This is a genomic window from Ralstonia sp. RRA, from assembly GCF_037023145.1.
Classification (GTDB): domain Bacteria; phylum Pseudomonadota; class Gammaproteobacteria; order Burkholderiales; family Burkholderiaceae; genus Ralstonia.
Map to the genome: position 1 here is coordinate 3156425 of NZ_CP146091.1, position 16888 is coordinate 3173312.

Annotated in this window: 17 protein-coding genes; 4 read left to right on the forward strand and 13 right to left on the reverse strand. The window is 64.0% G+C overall.

What is annotated here, in order from left to right:
- Nucleotides 1–2: 2 nt before the first annotated feature.
- Genes V6657_RS15155 through V6657_RS15170 form a run of 4 tightly spaced genes read right to left on the reverse strand, consistent with a single transcriptional unit; the run spans nucleotide 3 to nucleotide 2916 of the window.
- Nucleotides 3–548: a pilus assembly protein PilP gene (locus V6657_RS15155; RefSeq protein WP_048935307.1), complete on the reverse strand. Its 546-nt coding sequence runs from the start codon at nucleotides 546–548 to the stop codon at nucleotides 3–5.
- The gene (locus V6657_RS15160) at nucleotides 545–1204 is read right to left on the reverse strand and encodes a type 4a pilus biogenesis protein PilO (RefSeq protein ID WP_048935306.1); all 660 of its coding nucleotides are present in this window, start codon (nucleotides 1202–1204) and stop codon (nucleotides 545–547) included. The genes V6657_RS15155 and V6657_RS15160 overlap by 4 nt, the downstream gene beginning before the upstream one ends.
- Nucleotides 1205–1206: 2 nt before the next feature.
- On the reverse strand, nucleotides 1207–1836 hold the full coding sequence (locus tag V6657_RS15165; RefSeq protein ID WP_048935305.1) for a PilN domain-containing protein: 630 nt from the start codon (nucleotides 1834–1836) through the stop codon (nucleotides 1207–1209).
- Between the two features lie 9 nt (nucleotides 1837–1845).
- Nucleotides 1846–2916 (reverse strand): type IV pilus biogenesis protein PilM, encoded by a 1071-nt coding sequence (locus V6657_RS15170; protein WP_171017992.1) that lies wholly within the window; start codon nucleotides 2914–2916, stop codon nucleotides 1846–1848.
- Nucleotides 2917–3368: 452 nt separating this feature from the next.
- Here V6657_RS15170 and V6657_RS15175 point away from each other — a divergent pair, with 452 nt between their 5' ends.
- Entirely contained in the window at nucleotides 3369–5789 is a 2421-nt protein-coding gene (locus V6657_RS15175) for a penicillin-binding protein 1A (RefSeq protein WP_048935303.1), read from the forward strand.
- Between the two features lie 69 nt (nucleotides 5790–5858).
- Here V6657_RS15175 and cyaY read toward each other — a convergent pair whose 3' ends face one another.
- A complete protein-coding gene (cyaY, locus tag V6657_RS15180) occupies nucleotides 5859–6200 on the reverse strand; it encodes an iron donor protein CyaY (protein WP_048935302.1) in 342 nt (113 codons plus the stop codon).
- A gap of 126 nt (nucleotides 6201–6326) precedes the next feature.
- On the opposite strand from cyaY, the gene V6657_RS15185 reads away from it, so the two are divergent.
- Nucleotides 6327–6557, forward strand: coding sequence for a lipoprotein (locus V6657_RS15185; protein ID WP_048935301.1), 231 nt, complete (start codon nucleotides 6327–6329; stop codon nucleotides 6555–6557).
- A gap of 67 nt (nucleotides 6558–6624) precedes the next feature.
- Nucleotides 6625–7884: a diaminopimelate decarboxylase gene (lysA, locus tag V6657_RS15190; RefSeq protein WP_048935300.1), complete on the forward strand. Its 1260-nt coding sequence runs from the start codon at nucleotides 6625–6627 to the stop codon at nucleotides 7882–7884.
- 65 nt (nucleotides 7885–7949) lie between these two features.
- Here lysA and msrQ read toward each other — a convergent pair whose 3' ends face one another.
- The 8 genes from msrQ to V6657_RS15230 all read right to left on the reverse strand — a co-directional run bounded on the left by msrQ (nucleotide 7950) and on the right by V6657_RS15230 (nucleotide 15878).
- Entirely contained in the window at nucleotides 7950–8609 is a 660-nt protein-coding gene (gene msrQ / locus V6657_RS15195; RefSeq protein WP_048935299.1) for a protein-methionine-sulfoxide reductase heme-binding subunit MsrQ, read from the reverse strand.
- A gap of 7 nt (nucleotides 8610–8616) precedes the next feature.
- A complete protein-coding gene (gene msrP / locus V6657_RS15200) occupies nucleotides 8617–9612 on the reverse strand; it encodes a protein-methionine-sulfoxide reductase catalytic subunit MsrP (protein WP_048935298.1) in 996 nt (331 codons plus the stop codon).
- Nucleotides 9613–9704: 92 nt separating this feature from the next.
- The gene (locus V6657_RS15205) at nucleotides 9705–10580 is read right to left on the reverse strand and encodes an anti-sigma factor (protein ID WP_048935297.1); all 876 of its coding nucleotides are present in this window, start codon (nucleotides 10578–10580) and stop codon (nucleotides 9705–9707) included.
- Nucleotides 10581–10588: 8 nt separating this feature from the next.
- Nucleotides 10589–11134: an RNA polymerase sigma factor gene (locus V6657_RS15210; protein ID WP_048935296.1), complete on the reverse strand. Its 546-nt coding sequence runs from the start codon at nucleotides 11132–11134 to the stop codon at nucleotides 10589–10591.
- A gap of 25 nt (nucleotides 11135–11159) precedes the next feature.
- Nucleotides 11160–11588, reverse strand: coding sequence for an ATP-binding protein (locus V6657_RS15215; protein WP_048935295.1), 429 nt, complete (start codon nucleotides 11586–11588; stop codon nucleotides 11160–11162).
- 113 nt (nucleotides 11589–11701) lie between these two features.
- A complete protein-coding gene (gene ccsB, locus V6657_RS15220; protein WP_048935294.1) occupies nucleotides 11702–12892 on the reverse strand; it encodes a c-type cytochrome biogenesis protein CcsB in 1191 nt (396 codons plus the stop codon).
- 7 nt (nucleotides 12893–12899) lie between these two features.
- Complete coding sequence (locus tag V6657_RS15225) at nucleotides 12900–15107, reverse strand: cytochrome c biogenesis protein ResB (protein ID WP_048935293.1); 2208 nt, start codon at nucleotides 15105–15107, stop codon at nucleotides 12900–12902.
- 111 nt (nucleotides 15108–15218) lie between these two features.
- Nucleotides 15219–15878 carry a c-type cytochrome gene (locus tag V6657_RS15230; RefSeq protein WP_048935292.1) on the reverse strand — a complete coding sequence of 220 codons (660 nt, stop codon included), beginning with the start codon at nucleotides 15876–15878 and terminating at the stop codon, nucleotides 15219–15221.
- 256 nt (nucleotides 15879–16134) lie between these two features.
- Between V6657_RS15230 and yihA the strand changes: the two genes are divergently transcribed.
- Nucleotides 16135–16836 (forward strand): ribosome biogenesis GTP-binding protein YihA/YsxC, encoded by a 702-nt coding sequence (gene yihA / locus V6657_RS15235; protein WP_048935291.1) that lies wholly within the window; start codon nucleotides 16135–16137, stop codon nucleotides 16834–16836.
- Nucleotides 16837–16888 lie beyond the last annotated feature (52 nt).

Below are 16888 nucleotides of genomic sequence, written 5' to 3' on the forward strand. Positions count from 1 at the left end.
CGTCATTGCGCGCCCTCCTGAACTTTCAGGGTAGTCATTTTTTCTTTCCATTCGGTCGTGCCTTCACGCACCAGCTCACGCAGGGTGAGTTCCTGATCGCCGATGCGGACGATACGACCATAGTTTTGTCCGATGTACTGCCCCACATGCACGTGCTGCGTCTTGTCCCCGACAGACACGACGCCTTCCGTCTCGCCGTTGCGTTTCATCGTCCCGAGCAGCTTGAAGGCCTCCAGTGGATAGTCTTCCAGCGGCTCGCGACGGCGGTTCGGTTCTGGCGATTCGTTCTGCGCGCGCGAAAGTTCCGCCACCTTCTGCACGCTGAACGGGTCAGTCTGCTTGGTGGTTGTGTATTCGCGCGGCGCGTAAGGTTTGGGCTGCGGCAGCGGCGGCACGGTCGTGCTGATGTTCTGGCGCGCTTGCTGCATCCACTGCTGCAATTCGTCATCGGCGTTCGCGCCGCAGGCACCCAGCACAACAACCAGGCACAGCGGCGCAATGCGAGCGAGATGCGGCATCCGGTGGCGGCTCATGGTCTGCCCCATCATTTGGCGCCTCCCTTGGCGGCTGCGTTGGCCTTGCGCTGAGCAGCCTGCTCATCCGGATCGAGCGCGCGATACGCTTCTGCGCGCGCTTCCATCACCATGCTGCCGTCCTTGTTGCCGGTCAGCGACACGTTCTGCAGCGTGACGATCCGCGACAGCGCGGCCACGTCAGCAGCAAACAACGCCATATCGTGATAGCGGCCGTTGACCTTCACGGCGACGGGGATCTCGGCGTAATACGGCTTGACCACAGCAGCAGACGGACGGAACAGGTCGAACGTCAGCCCGCGCGCGATACCGGCGTGGTTGACGTCGGCCAGCAGCGCATCCATCTCGGTCTTGTTGGGCAGCTGCAGTTCGAGCTTGGCAACGCGCTGCTCCACCTCGGCCTTCTGCTTGCGCAGTGCCTCGAGGTTCACCACCTGAGCGAGCTTGCTCTGGTAGGCAGACTTCAGTTGCTCTTGCTCGGTGCGCTTGGCATCGCGCTCGTCGAACTTGCCACTCCAGTAGAACTGCCAGCCCAGCACGATCACAAGCACAGCAGCAAGGATCATGAACAGGATGCGTGGCGCGATCGGCCACGTTTCCGGCTCGTTCAGGTTCAGCCCACGGAACTGGCTGACCAGGTCTTCCAGCGAGATATCAGTCGAAAGCGCCATGATTATTTCCCTGCCCCTACGCCGGCCGCACCGGGCTTGGCCGGAGTTGCCGGCTCAGCCTTCCACTGAAAGCGAACGGTGAAATTGAACAGGCGACGCTGCTCCTTCAGGTTGTTCGTCATCGTGGTGGCGACGGATTCGCCCAGCTCGGCGTGATCCAGCCAAGGCACCGAACCCAAGTTACGAAGCAGGTCCGACACGCGCTCGTTCGACTGCGCCACACCGGAAATCGTGAACTTGTCACCGTCCTGCTTAAGCGCGGTCAGGTAGACACCTTCCGGCACCTGACGCACCAGCTCTTCCAGCAACTGTACCGGGCGGTTGCGTTCGTTCTGCAGGCTCTCGACGGCCTGCTGGCGCTGCAGCAGATCTTCGATGTCTTTCTTGAGGGTGTTCACCTCGACGATCTGCTTGTCCATCTCCGCGTTCTTCTGCGTGAGAACACCATTGATACGCTGCGCCTCTTCGGTCTGGTGATCGATCACCATGCCGCCCAGGAACACCATCACAGCGCCCGCAGCCGCCGCGGCGCCCAGGCTCATGAAGACTTTCTTGCGCTTGTCTGCACGTCGCTCGGCGTGATACGGCAGCAGGTTGACGCTCGGGAGCGCGTTGACGCTTTCGTTGGCCATCGCCCCTCCTTATTGCAGCCCGCGCAGGGCCAGGCCCGCGCTGACGATGTACGCCGGCAGATCGCGTTGCAGATAGCGCGCATTGACGTTCTTGGCCGCCCCCATGTTGGCAAACGGGTTGGCCAGCGTCGTGTTGATCTGCGTCTGCTGCTGAATGGCGGTCTGCACGCCCAGTAGCGATGCATGGCCGCCCGAGAGCACGATCTCATCGACCCGGCCAACGCTCGAGGTCGACATGAAGTTCTGGATGGCCTGGCTGATTTCCATCGCCAGCGTCTCCAGCGACGGCTTGAGCAGTTGGCTGCGGTATTCGTCGGGCAGCGTGTTCTTGCGCTTCTTCACCTCAGCCTTGAGCAGGTCGAGCGAGAACAGGCGCGAGATGCTCTGCGTGAGCTGGTCGCCCGAGCCAGACAGGGGTTGCTCATACAGCTCCTTCCAGCCTTGGTAGAACAGTGCGTGCGAACGGGCGCCGCCCAGATGGAACATCGCCACTACGGGCATGTCGCGCATCTCGGTTTCGGCGGCGTCCTGCTTGACCGCGAGCATATGGGTCATGGCGCGCTGGATGGCGTTTTCTTCCACATCCATGACAACCGGCTTCAGGCCGGCCATCTCGGCAGCGGTCACGCGCTCGGTCACACGCTCGGACACCGTTGCCGTCACGCGCACGCCGATCCCGCCCTCCGTTTCGGCCGGACCGATCACGACATAGTCGAAATTGACGTTCTGTGAGGGCGGAAACAGCCGGTTGGCCTCGCTCTCGACCTGCACGAAGAGCTCGTCTTCGGTCAGGTTGTCAGGCAGGCTGACGGTTTGCGATTCCGTCAGGCTGGAAGGAATGGCCAATACGGCATCCTTGCTGCGGATGCCAGCCTTGGCGATGGCGCGCTTGAGCGCGCTGCCCACCGCATCGATATTGACCAGATTGCCGTCAGCGACGGCACTGCGTTCAATCAGCTCGCTGGCGCATTTTTCGAGACGGAAATCCCCCTGCTTGCCATTGGCGGATAGCTCCACCACTTTGACGCTGGAAGACCCGATATCAATCCCGACGATATTGCGGCGCAGCAGGCCGGACAACAAACCCCGTCGCACAGAGACACCCCACCGTTTATATATTTTTGAACCCTGGCGCCCGCTCCACGTCCAACGTGCGCCATAGCCTGCATGGATTTGCTGCTGGATTCTCACAAAATCCTTTAGAACAGGCAAACGCTCCGACTGGCCACGAAGCATTTCGCAGGCGCCGATTCGTAAAGCGTTGTCAAAACCCCACGATCGGGGGATACCCCTTTCGTCTGACTTGCTTTCCGCTTCGTCTACTTCTAACGGCGGATTCTTCTCCGCCTTGAATCAGGCTATCGCAGACGCACAATCCGCGCACAATCAGTGACTTATACGTCACTCATGTGCAGCAAACGCTGCAGCCGTGACAGCCGTTACGCGCTGTTACCCCCTCATCAGGCGGCCCCCTTGGGTCGCGAAGATATAATCCCCGCCACGCTGACTGACACCCCCGGTGCCCACCTGTAATGGCTACTGCCCAAACCACCCCAGCTTCGCCCAAGCCGCCCAAAGCCCGCCGCCCGCTGTGGGCGCGCCTGCTCCTCTGGATGTTCGGCCTGTTCGTTGCCATGGGGGTCGTCGGGGCGCTGCTGGTGGGCTATGCCCTGCTGGTGGCCGCGCCGAACCTGCCGTCGCTCGACGTCATCACCGATTACCGGCCGAAGATTCCGCTGCGCGTGTACACCGCCGACAACGTCCTGATTGGCGAGTTCGGCGAAGAACGCCGCAGCTTCGTGCCCATCGCGCAGATCCCCGACGTGATGAAACGCGCGGTGCTCGCCATCGAGGACGACCGTTTCTATGAGCACGGCGGCGTGGACTTCGTTGGCGTGCTGCGCGCGGGCCTGGCCAACCTGCACGGCGGCCTGTCGCAGGGCGCGTCGACCATCACCATGCAGGTGGCACGCAACTTCTTCCTCTCGAGCGAGAAGACGTTCACGCGCAAGATCTACGAGATGCTGCTCTCGTACAAGATCGAAGCCAGCCTGAGCAAGGATCAGATCCTCGAGCTCTATATGAACCAGATCTACCTCGGCCAGCGCGCGTACGGCTTTGCCAGCGCCGAGCAGATCTACTTCGGCAAGAACATCAAGGACATCACCCTGGCCGAAGCTGCCATGCTGGCCGGCCTGCCCAAGGCGCCGTCGGCGTACAACCCGGTGGTGAACCCGAAACGCGCCAAGGTGCGTCAGGAATACATCCTGCAGCGCATGCGCGACCTGCACTACATCACGCCGGAGCAGTACACCCAGGCCATCAACGAGCAACTGCCGGTGCGCAGCGAGGGCCATGAATTCGACGTGCACGCCGAGTACGTGGCGGAAATGGTTCGCCAGCTCATGTATGCGCAGTACCGCGAAGAGACCTACACGCGCGGCCTGAATGTCTACACGACGCTGCGCAAGGGCGATCAGGACGTGGCCTACCAATCGGTGCGCCGCGGCATCCTCGACTATGAGCGCCGTCACGGCTACCGTGGCCCCGAGGCCTTCATTGATCTACCGGCAGACGCGGATGACCGCGAACAGGCCATCGACGACGCCCTGCTCGAGCACCCGAGCAGCGACGATCTGCAATCCGCCGTTGTGGTGAGCGTGGCGCCGAAGCTGGTGCGCGCGACGATGCTGTCGGGCGAAACAATCGATCTGGCGGGCGATGGCCTGAAATTCGCACAGGCTGCGCTGTCGGCCAACGCACAGCCGAAGATCAAGCTGCGTGCGGGCGCGGTCATCCGCGTCATCCAGGACACCAAGACGCAGAAGTGGTCGATCACGCAGTTGCCGGAAGTGGCCTCGGGCTTTGTCTCGCTGGACCCGCAGACGGGCGCGATCTACTCGATGGTCGGCGGCTTCGACTTCAACCGCAGCAAGTTCAACCACGTCACGCAGGCGTGGCGCCAGCCGGGTTCGAGCTTCAAGCCGTTCATCTACTCGGCGGCGGTGGACAAGGGCTTCTCGCCATCCACGGTGATCAACGATGCGCCGCTGTCGATCCCGACCGGCGACACCGGCGGCCAAGTGTGGGAGCCGAAGAACTACGGCGGCGGCTACGACGGCCCGATGACGATGCGCCGCGCGCTGCAGAAGTCGAAGAATCTGGTGTCCGTGCGGATCCTGCGCACCATCGGCACGCAGTACGCACAGCAATACATCACACGCTTTGGCTTTGAGGCTGACAAACACCCCGCCTACCTGCCGATGGCACTGGGCGCGGGCTCGGTGACGATCCTGCAGATGGCCGGTGCCTATTCGGTGTTCGCCAACGGCGGCTACCGCGTAAATCCGTACATCATCGATCGCGTGGTTGATGCGCGCGGCACCGTCATCCAGCAGGCACACCCGATGACGGCCGCCAAGGACGCCGTGCGTGTGATCGATCCGCGCAACGACTTCATCATGGACTCGCTGCTGCGCAGTGTCGTAGCGAACGGCACGGGCTACCTTGCCAAGCAGAAGCTCGGCCGTACCGACATGGCCGGCAAGACCGGCACCACCAACGACTCGTTCGATGCCTGGTTCTGCGGCTACACGCCCAAGCTGGTCGGCGTGGCCTGGATGGGCTATGACAACCCGCGCAGCCTGGGCGACCGCGAAACCGGTGGCGGCCTGGCCTTGCCGATCTGGATCAACTACATGGGTTACGCCCTGAAGGGCCAGCCCGAGACGGATCGCCAAGCGCCTGAAGGTGTGGTGCAGATGGCCGGCGACTGGGCCTATGAGGAATACGCCAACGGCCAAGGTATCGCCTCGGTGGGCCTGGGCGACGCGATGCCGGGCGCCTCGGCACCGGGCGGCGACCAGCCGCAACAGCAGCAGCCGGGCGTCAACTTGGCGCCGACGCCGGAACAGGAGAAGCAGAAGATTCTCGACATGTTCCGCGGCAACTGAGGCTGACCACCCACGAAAAAGCCGCCCTTCGGGGCGGCTTTTCTTTTGTCTGGCGGATGCCGTTGGCGCTTAGTTGGCCGCCAGCGTCACATCCACTTCGCACTGCTGGCTGACATAACGCGATAGGGCAACGTACAGTTCTTCGCCACTACGGGTGTCCGTCCAGCGGCTGTCGGTGTGGCGGAAATGGAATCCGCCGGCACGCGCAGCCACCCACAGTTCCTGCATCGGCGCCTGGCTGTTGATGATGATCTTGGAGCCATCGTCGAATTCGAGCGTCAGCACGTTGCCGACACGGCTGACTTCAATGTCGGCGTCAGCTTTGTCAGCGGCAATCTCGACGATGCTTTCGATGCGGGAAAGCTCCGCGTCGGCCAGCGCCAGGAACTCCGATTCGGTCAGGGGGGGCATGCTACACTCCAAAATCTTGCGCGGGCGCGGCATCGCGGCCTTTTTCGACCGTTTGGCGCCTCGCCCCATGTGACTCTGATTGCCGCAAGGTTGCTCCCTTGTGGCTCTTTTCCGCACCACCATCCGATGACACGAATCGCCGCCATTGTAGCCACTGTCGGCCTGACCCTGACGGCCGCAGGTCTATCCGGCTGCGGGATTCGCGGGCCGCTTTACATGCCCAAGGTGCCGCCGGCGCCGACCGCACCCCAGACAACCGACCCTGGCATCGCTGGCCCGAACGCCGTACCGCAGCCGCCGGTGCCTGGCGCCAAACCTGCGGCAGACGCCGCCAGTGCGGTGCCCGCCAACCGCTGATCCGCTTCTCTTTTCAACCGGCGCTGCCTGCCTTACGCAAGACGGTGCCCTGATTGCCCCCTCACCCATGTCCGAGTCCCTGATCCGCCAGGACGGCGCCCTGATGATCGAAGGCGTCGCGCTCGACGCGATAGCCGCGCAGTTCGGCACGCCCACCTACGTGTATTCGCGCGCTGCGCTCACAGCCAACTATCGCGCCTACGCCGCTGCGTGCGAGGGTCGCAACGCGCATGTGCAGTACGCGATGAAGGCCAACTCGAACCTGGCCGTGCTGCAGGTCTTCGCGCAACTGGGCGCGGGCTTCGACATCGTCTCGGCCGGTGAACTCAAGCGTGTGCTGGCTGCCGGCGCACCGGCCTCGAAGGTGGTGTTCTCGGGCGTGGGCAAGAGCGCGGATGAAATGCGCTTCGCGCTGGAAGTCGGCGTGGCGTGCTTCAACGTGGAGTCGATTCCCGAGCTGCACCGCCTGAACGACGTGGCCGCATCGATGAGCAAGATCGCACCCGTGTCGCTGCGCATCAACCCGGACGTGGACGCCAAGACGCACCCGTACATCTCGACGGGCCTGAAGGGCAACAAGTTCGGCGTGGCCTTCGACGAAGTGCTGCCGACCTACCGCGCCGCCGCAGCCATGCCGAACCTGCGCGTGGTCGGCATCGACTGCCATATCGGCTCGCAGATCACCGAGGTGTCGCCGTACCTGGATGCACTGGACAAGGTGCTCGACGTGGTGACCAAGCTCGATGCCGAGGGCATCCGCCTGTCGCACATCGACGTGGGCGGCGGCCTGGGCATCACCTACACCGACGAGACGCCGCCGGACATCACCGCCTTCGCACGCACGCTGCTGGACCGCGTCGAACAGCGTGGTTTTGGCGATCGCACCGTGCTGTTCGAGCCGGGCCGCTCGCTGGTCGGCAACGCCGGCCTGCTGCTCACACGCGTGGAATACCTCAAGCCTGGCGCTTCCAAGAACTTCTGCATCGTCGATGCGGCGATGAACGATCTGGCCCGCCCAGCCATGTACGAGGCGTATCACCACATCGTTGCGGTGCGCGAAGGCGAGAGCGCACCGGTCGTCTACGACGTGGTCGGCCCGGTGTGCGAATCGGGCGACTGGCTCGGCCGTGATCGTTCGCTGGCGGTGCAGGCAGGTGACTTGCTGGCGATCCTGTCGGCCGGCGCGTACGGCTTCACGATGAGCTCGAACTACAACACGCGCAATCGCGCGGCGGAAGTCATCGTGGATGGCGACAAGGTGCACCTGGCGCGTGAACGCGAGCGCTTTGAAGACCAGATCCGCGGCGAGCATCTGCTCCCGGCATAAGGCAGCATCACCGCAAAGAAAAAGCCTCGCAGTTGCGAGGCTTTTTCTTTGGCGATCCGCGCCGGTCAATCACGCGCGGGCATTGCGCCGGCCGCCATCGCACCTTGCCGCGCGCCACGCCATGCCCACCACAGACGCAGCCCCAACAGCACCGCCATCACCGCAGCGTAGATCGACACTTCCGCAAAGTCGTGCTTGCCGGCCTTGTGCCACCAGTAGTGCAGGATGCCGAGCACGCCGGTCACATACACGAGACGGTGCAGCCACTGCCAGCGCTTGCCGCCCAGGCGCTTGACCATCGCGTTGGTGGACGTCGCCGCCAGCGGAATCATCAGCACGAAGGCCGCGAAGCCCACCGTGATGAACGGACGCTTGACGATGTCCTTCAACATCGACGCCGGGTCGAGCCCGCGATCCACCAGCAGCCAGATCAGGAAATGGATCGTGCCGTAAAAGAACGTGAACAGACCCAGCATGCGACGAATGCGGATCAGCCAGTTCATGCCCGTGAGCCGGCGCAGCGGCGTGACGGCCAACGTGCAGCACAGCAGCACCAGCGTCCACGTGCCGGTCGAGCGCGTGACGAACTCCAGCGGGTTCGCCCCGAACTGATCAGTCGCACCCAGGAACACGATGCGCAGGAACGGCACGAGCGCCAGCAGCCACACGGCGATCTTCATCACGCGCAGTTGCTTGGGCGACAGCATGGGCGGCAGCAGTTTCATGTCGTCCTCAGAAGTTCTTGCGCAGGTCCATACCCGCATACAGCGGCGCGACCTGGTCGTAGCCGTTGAACATCAGCGTCTTGCGCTTGGGCGCGAACAGGCCGCCGAAGCCGCCCTTGTCCTCGCCGATGCGGCGCTCGGTGGCCTGGCTCCAGCGCGGGTGATCCACGGTCGGGTTCACGTTGGAGTAGAAGCCGTATTCATTGGACGCGGCGATGTTCCAGCTGGTGGGCGGCTGCTTGTCGACAAAGCGGATCTTCACGATGGACTTGGCGCTCTTGAAGCCGTACTTCCACGGCAAGATCACGCGCACGGGCGCGCCGTTCTGGTTCGGCAGCACCTGACCGTAGAGGCCGAACGTGAGCAGCGCGAGCGGATGCATCGCCTCGTCCAGGCGCAGGCCCTCGCTGTACGGCCACTCCAGCACGGGGCTGGTGACGCCGGGCATCTGGCGCTTGTCGGCCAGCGAGATGAATTGGATGTACTTGGCGCTGCCCTGCGGCTCCACGCGCTTGATCAGCTCCGCCAGCGGAAAGCCGACCCACGGAATCACCATCGACCAGCCCTCGACGCAGCGCAGGCGGTAGACGCGCTCTTCCATCGGGGCGAGCTTCATCAGGTCGTCCAGGTCATACGTCTTGGGCGTCTTCACCAGCCCTTCCACGCTGACCTGCCAGGGGTGCGGGCGCAGCGTGCCGGCATAGCGCGCCGGGTCGGACTTGTCGGTACCGAACTCGTAGAAGTTGTTGTACGTGGTGACTTGGTCGTACGGCGTAGCCTTCTCGACCGTGGTGTAGGCCGGGTTGGACTTGGCGGCCAGCTTGGCCAGCGGCGCATTGGCGGCGAAAGCCTCGCGCGATGCCCACGGCGCCAGCGTCGCGCCAGCCGCGCCCATGGCAGCAGCGGCCAGGAAGCGGCGGCGCTGCTCGAAGATGTGCTGCGGGGTGATCTCGCTGGCGGGGATGTCTTCACCGTGCAGCCAGCGGTCGGTCTTGATCAGCATGATCGGTCCTCGTTGTCGGGAACGCTGTCCCATGTGCTTTGGTCGTGCCAGCGCCGCCGACCTGACAGCGCGCGGCAAAAAAAACTGCGGTGCTATTCCTTCTTGGACGCAGGTCCCGTGAACTCGCTGTACTGCCGGTACACCGCCTGCGCCACTTCCAGCAACTGCGCTCGCGCCAGCGGCCCAGACACGGCAAACCCCAGCCCGTGATCGGCCCAGTAGAACGCCATCGGCGGCGGGTGATCGACCGCCGGGTGGATCGCTTGCAGCACGCGGTTGTCTGGGGCCAGCGTCTCCAGCCGGAAGCCGGTATCGCGGTTGTTCGGCATGCGCCGCAACTGCACGGAGATGCGCGTGCCGTCCGGCCCTTCGTACATCAGCATGGCCGTGGGCATATCCGCCGATACGGTCTGGCGCCCACCAATCAGCCGATAACCGAGCGGCGTCAGGTCGGGGATGTGCAGTTGTGCATCCAACCGCCGCGACAGCCATGTGACGAGATGCGCCTCTTCGTTGGCCGGCACCTCCACCATATGCTTCGACTCGGGCGAGTAGACGACGTGCGATACCAGCGCGTCGTTGGCGAAACGTTGCATCGGCACAGTGTGGTCCAAAGCACCCCGGCCTAGCCAGCCCGCGCCGGTACCGATCATCAGACACGCCACGCCGAGCGCCAGCACACTCCAACCGCGCATCGTGCCGAAGCCGCGCGCAGGCTGCGGTTGCTGCGCAGCGGCCAGGATGGCTGCCGGAATGCGCCGCGGCGGCACTGGCGCATTGAGCAGCGGATCAAGCGCGCGATGGAGCTGCGCATCGGTCTTGCGCCAACCGGCCACCTCGGCGGCGGCGCCGGGGTGTGCGGCAAGATACGCCTCCACAACAGCACGGCGCGCAGCAGCCAGGCGGCCGTCGGCGTAAGCGTGGAGCTCGTCGATGTGGATGGCGGTGTGGGAAACATCGGCAGACATGGTCGGCCTCACTTCACTCGATGCAGCGCGGTGCTGCCATCACCGGAAGACCTCGGCGCGGTGGACGCCCCTTCCAGCGCCACACGCATCCGCTCGCGCGCCCGCGACAGCCGCGACATCACCGTGCCCAGCGGCACGCCGAGCACGTCGGCGGCTTCCTTGTAGGCGAGCTGCTCCAGTCCGACGAGCAGCAGCACGGCACGTTGGTCTTCCGGCAGCGAGGCCAACGCACGCAGCAGATCACGACGCAGACCGGGGTCTTCGTCGACGGGGATGTCGGGTGGAGTATCGGTCAGGTCAATTTGATCCGGCCGGCGCACGGCGTTCAGGTGCAGGCGATGCATGATGGTCAGCAGCCACGCGAACAGCCCGTCGCTCTCGCCGCTCGCGGCACCAAACCTCGGGCGCAACTGGAAACGCCAGCGGTAACGCCAGGCGCGTTCCAGCGTGTCCTGCACGAGATCATCGGCGCGGGTGGCGTCACCCACCAGGCCACGCGCGTGACGACGCAAGCGCGGTGTCAGCGCGATCAGGCGGCCGGCAAGGTCGGTCATGGGCGCGCTAGCGCAGTCAGCGTGCTTACGGCTTGGCGATGTGCCAGATGTTCAGGAAGCCATCGCCGGTCTGATCGCCGGGCATCTTGTCCTTGCTGAACAGATAGAGCGGCTTGCCGCGGTAAGTCCACTGTTTCTTGCCGTCATCGCGCGTGATGATGGCGTAGTCGCCGGAAGGCTTGTCGGCGTCATTGGCGGCCAGCGGCGGCCAGACGTTGGGGCAGTTGCCGTTGCAGGCGCTCTTGCCGGCCATGGTGTCGCGGTCGAATGTGTAGAGCGTCATGCCGTGCTCGTCGGTGAGCGCGCCGTTGGTCACCTTCACTGCCATCGGCGTGGACGACATCCCGATGCCCATGCTGCTGCAACCGGCCAAGCCGAACGCGGCAAGCGCCACGGCCCCGGCAAATGCCAGGCGTGCGTTAAACAACCGGGGGGAAGCTGCGGACTGGCTCATCTTGTTCTCCTTGGGTGGGAGGGGCGCCGGAAGGGAAAAAATGAGGCGCCCTCACAGAGCAGTAAACACGCTAGGCGCGTCGTTATTCCAGTCCGCTGAGGATTTTTTGTGACTTAGAGTTCGCCGTAGCTGTGCAGGCCCGACAGGAACATGTTCACGCCCAGGAAGGCGAAGGTCGTCACCAGCAGGCCAATCAGCGCCCACCACGCCGCCATGCGGCCACGCAGGCCCTTCATCAGGCGCATATGCAGCCAGGCGGCATAGTTCAGCCAGACGATCAGCGCCCAGGTTTCCTTCGGGTCCCAGCTCCAGTAGCCGCCCCAGGCGTCAGCCGCCCATAGCGCACCAAGAATCGTTGCGATGGTGAAGAACGCAAAGCCGACGGTGATGGCCTTGTACATCACGTCGTCCAGCACTTCGAGCGACGGCAGGCGGTCCACCAGGATGCCGTGTTCCTTGAGCAGGTAGGCCCCGCCCACCATGGCCGCCAGGGAGAAGGTGCCGTAGCCGATGAAGTTGGCCGGCACGTGAATCTTCATCCACCAGCTCTGCAGCGCCGGTACCAGCGGCTGGATCTCCTGCGCACCGCGCGACACCGTGTACCACAGCAGAAAGCCCACTGCCGCCGACACCACCAGCATCACGAACGGACCGAGCGAGCGCGTCTTGTAGCGCTGCTCGTAGTACAGGTAGAACAGCGACGTGATCAGCGTGAAGAGGATGAAGACTTCGTAGAGGTTCGAGATGGGGATGTGGCCAATATCCGCCCCCACCAGGTAGGACTCGTACCAGCGCACCAGCATGCCGGTCAGCCCCAGCACCACAGCGGCCCAGCACAGCTTGCTGCCGATCGAGCCGCCCGCTTCCCAGCGCAACGCCAGGCCCGCCCAGAAGAAGAGCGTGGACAGGAAGATCAGCGCGCTCATCCACAGGATGGCCGACTGGCTGGCGAGGAAGTACTTCAGGAAGAAGGCGTGCTCGGCGCGGGCAAGTTCGGGGCCGTTCGCACCGCCGTACTGCGAGATACCGAACAGCGACAGCACGGCAATGCCGATCATCAGCACCCGCACCGGCTTCCACGTCCACCCCAGCCACGCGAAGGCCGGCACAGCGGCAATCAGGATGCCGCGCTCGTAGCCGTCCATGTAAGCGCCATAGCGCGAGAAGGCAAAACCGGCACCGGCGGCCAGCAACACAGCAAACAGCCAGTCGAACCAGCCCAGCCGGCGGAAATACGACGGGCGCTCTAGTGCACCCAGATCAGCGCTCGCCACGGTCGTTTGGGGAGGATTGGTCGCTTCCATCACCTGCTCACTTCATTGGTTTGGGGTCGGTGTCTGCTGCACTGGCAGAACCGGGGATCGCGGGGGCGCCCGTCACGGCGCGGACATCTTGCTTGAGGCGCTCGAACTCCCGGTCGAAGTCGAGCGTGCGGCGCATGGTCGACATGGCGGTCAGCACATGTGCGCCGGAGGTGCTTTCGTTGGTCTGGCCGGATTGCGGCTTGATCCACAGCCACCAGCGGCGCTCCCGTACGTAGAACATCGAGAACACGCCCAGCACCAGCAGCAGCGACCCAAGATACACGATGTTCTTGCCCGGCGCACGGGTGAGCTGGAACACGCTGGCCTGCACCTGCTGGAAGTCGGCAAGCTGCAGATACACAGGTGCGCCGTAGAAAACATTGTCCGACAGCGAGTTGATGGCGGTCTGCAGCCACTGGCTGCTCGTCGCATCGACAGTAGGCGCGGGCAGGCCATCCTGCGCGCGGGCCAGTTGCCACAGCTCCCACATCGCGCTGTTGATGATCTTCATCAGCACGTCGGCCGCCTTCTCGCGCTCGCCGTCGGGCACCGATTTCTGCAGGAAGGTAGCGATGGCCGAAAAACCACCTTGCGCCTCAGCAGGGGTGTCTTTCAGGTCAGCAGCCGCACCAGCGAACAGGTCGAGCGCGCGACGGGCGCTGTCGGTCAGCTGGCTGCGCAGTGCGGCCCGATCGTCGCCGGGCATGGAGAGCAGCGCAAAGCGGCGCGCCGCCTCCGCACGCATCGTCGGGTTCTGCAGCGCGGCGCGCAGGCGCATCCAATCGTTCACAGTGCCCTGCGCATCCGCCGGGATACGCAGATAGCGGAACGGCTCGTCCGGCTGCGTGCGCATGCCGGCCAGGAACACCGATTGACCATCCAGCGTGACCGGCAGCATGTAGTTGCTGAACTCGCGCGCCTGGCCGTTTGCATCGCGCAGCTTGTACTGAACCGAGGGGCCGACGTTGCGCAGGTCGCGGTCATGGGTCATCTTGGTGACGTTGCCCAGTTCGGCGCGCAGGCCGGTTTCATTGCCCCCTTTCTTGCCGACACCGCGCGCGTCGGGCTTGCCGGAGGCATCCGTCACCGTCTCGATGTTCATCAGGCGGAAATCGGTGAACTCGACCGTGTAATCCGCCCCGTGGTCGGTCAGCTTGGTGTCTTGGCCAACCACGCCGGACAGCGTGAACGTCTTGGCGTCGCCCCCCAACATCGGGAAACCGGTCAGCTTGAGCTTGGAGCCACCGTCTTCAAAGCTCGACTGGTAGATCGCCACGCCGTCATACACGAACGGCTTGTTCACCTCGACACGCGCGTCGACCTGCTTGCCGGTGCGGCGGTCAGTCACGACGATGTCGCTGGCGAACAGCTTGGGCATGCCGGTCGAGTAATGCTCAACGGTGAACTTCTTGAGCGTGATCATGAACGGCAGGTCCTGAATCAACGCGCCGTCGGCAATGTTCAGGATCGCCGTGCTGACGGTCGAGCCCTCCGGCACAAACGCATTGCCGCGGAAGCCCGGGTTGGACACCGAGAGCCGGTGCTCCGGCCCGATCTCGCTGATGACCGCGTTGCCCTTGATGGGCGACTTGCCGCCAAACCACATCTGCGCGCGGATCATCATGTCGCCGTCGAGCAGCCCGCCAATGCAGATGATGACGATGGCTGAGTGCGCCAGGATGTAGCCGATCTTGTTGCCGGCGCCGGCCTTGGCCGTGATGAGCGTGGCCCCGCCGTCGCGCGAGAACGCCTTGATGCGAAAGCCCCGGTTCTGCGCCAGTGCGGCCAGGCGCGCCGCGACGGTGGCCGCGTCGGCAGGCGTGTCAAATTCGTCCTTGTGATGGAACGCGCGCAGGCTGCCCTCGCGCACGTTCTCGCGCCAGGCACGCATGTCGGCCAGCATCTTGGGCGCATTGCGCACGATGCACAGCGAGGTCGATACGACCAGAAATGCCAGGATCAGCAGGAACCACCACGCGCTATACACCGTGGGCAGCGTCAGCGAGCGGAACACCTCCGCCCAGAACGGCCCGAACTGGTTGACGTAGTTCGGGTACGGCTCGTTCTGCTTGAGCACCGTGCCGATCACGCTGGCGATAGCGATGACCGTCAGCAGGCTGATCGCAAAACGCATCGACGACAGCAGCTCGACCGTCTCGCGCAGTGCGCGGCGGCGGGAGCGGATCTGGACGCCGGAAGTGGAGACCGAAGACATGCGAAGAAAGCCTGTTCAGGAACGAAAACAGGGCGGCGATGCCAGGCGCATTGCCACCCTGTTCTTCTTGTTGATTGTGCGACCGCCTGCCAGACGGTCGGGTGCGGCAGATTAACGCAGACCGGCGACGTAATCGGCCACAGCCTTGATCTGCTCGGTCGTCATACGGTTGGCCAGGTCATGCATCTGCACGCTGTTCTTGCGCGTGCCGTTCTGGAACGCCACCAGTTGTGCCTCGGTGTATTCGGAGAACTGACCTGCAATACGCGGATACTGCGCCGGGATACCGGCACCGGTCGGGCCGTGGCAGCCTGCGCAGGCTGCGATGCCGCGCTTGGCGTCACCGCCGCGATACAGTTTCTGACCCAGCTCGATGGTGTCCTTGCTCTTGGCCGAGCCCGGCTTCCAAGCGGCCTGCTTGCCCAGGTACGCGCCGATGTCCTTCATGTCCTGGTCGGACAGCGCGCCCGCGTACAGCGACATGACCGCGTGATTGCGATCGGTCTTGGCCTTGAAATCCTTGAGTTGCTTTTCGATGTATTCGGCGTGCTGACCGGCGAGCTTCGGGTTGACGTTCATGGCGCTGTTACCGCCGGCGCCGTGGCAGCTGGTACACGCGGGCACGCCATTGGCAGGGACGCCGGCGTTGAAGAGCGTTTCGCCGCGTGCAGCATCGGCTTTGGCAATCTTTTGTTCTTCAGCGTGGGCCACGGAGAAGGCCGAAGCCAGGGACAGCGCTGCGACAGCAAAAACGTTCGCGATGCGGTTCATTCGCACACCTTGTTTAGATTGTTTTCGAATGCTGCGTGCGCCGCCCAATGCCGGACCCTGCGGCGCCGGGCATCCCCTTCTCCTCGTACCGGAACCGTGCATGAAAACGGACCGGCCCGGGCCTCGGGGCGGTCCTGCGACGGATCTGGTGGGGACGTCCGTAAACCGGCGTATTGTACAATAACGCCTCTGCAATGCGACCTCGCGGCGCAGCAACCACGCAGTTCTGAACTGCAGTCTACAGGTACTGCCGCGCATGTCGCTCCTGCATCAAGCCCGTTTCTTCATCACCGTCAATCATTTGCGTGATTTACCGGCAACCGCCGTGCCGGAAGTCGCGTTTGCGGGCCGCTCCAACGCAGGCAAATCCACCGCGATCAACATCCTGTGCAATCAGAAGCGGCTGGCGTTCTCGAGCAAGACGCCCGGGCGCACGCAACACATCAACTATTTCTCGGTGATGCCGGCCAAGGCGGAAGACCCGCTCGGCTTCCTGGTCGACCTGCCCGGCTACGGCTATGCCGAAGCGCCCGGCGAAACCAAGTCGCACTGGGTCCACCTGCTGGGCGACTACGTCCAGGCGCGCCAGCAACTGGCCGGCCTAGTCATCATGATGGACGCGCGCCGCCCCTTCACCGACCTCGATTGCCAGATGGTCGAGTGGTTCCTGCCGACGGGCAAGCCGATCCATGTGCTGCTCACCAAGGCGGACAAGCTGACCAACAACGACGCCTCGCGCGCGCTGATGGCCGCACGCAAGGTGCTGGCCGACTACCGCGCGCAGATCGATGGCGATGTGTCGCTCACGGTGCAGCTGTTCTCGAGCCTGAAGCGTCGTGGCATCGAAGAGGCGCAGCGAATTGTCGCAGGCTGGCTGTGCCTGCCCGAAGCCCTGGAACCGGCGCCGCAAAGCGAACCGGCAAAAAAAACCCCGTCGCCAAAAGCGCAACGGGGGTAACGACCCCATCGAGCCATCGATGGGAACCCGCGTCAGGGAGGAGCCGCGGGGG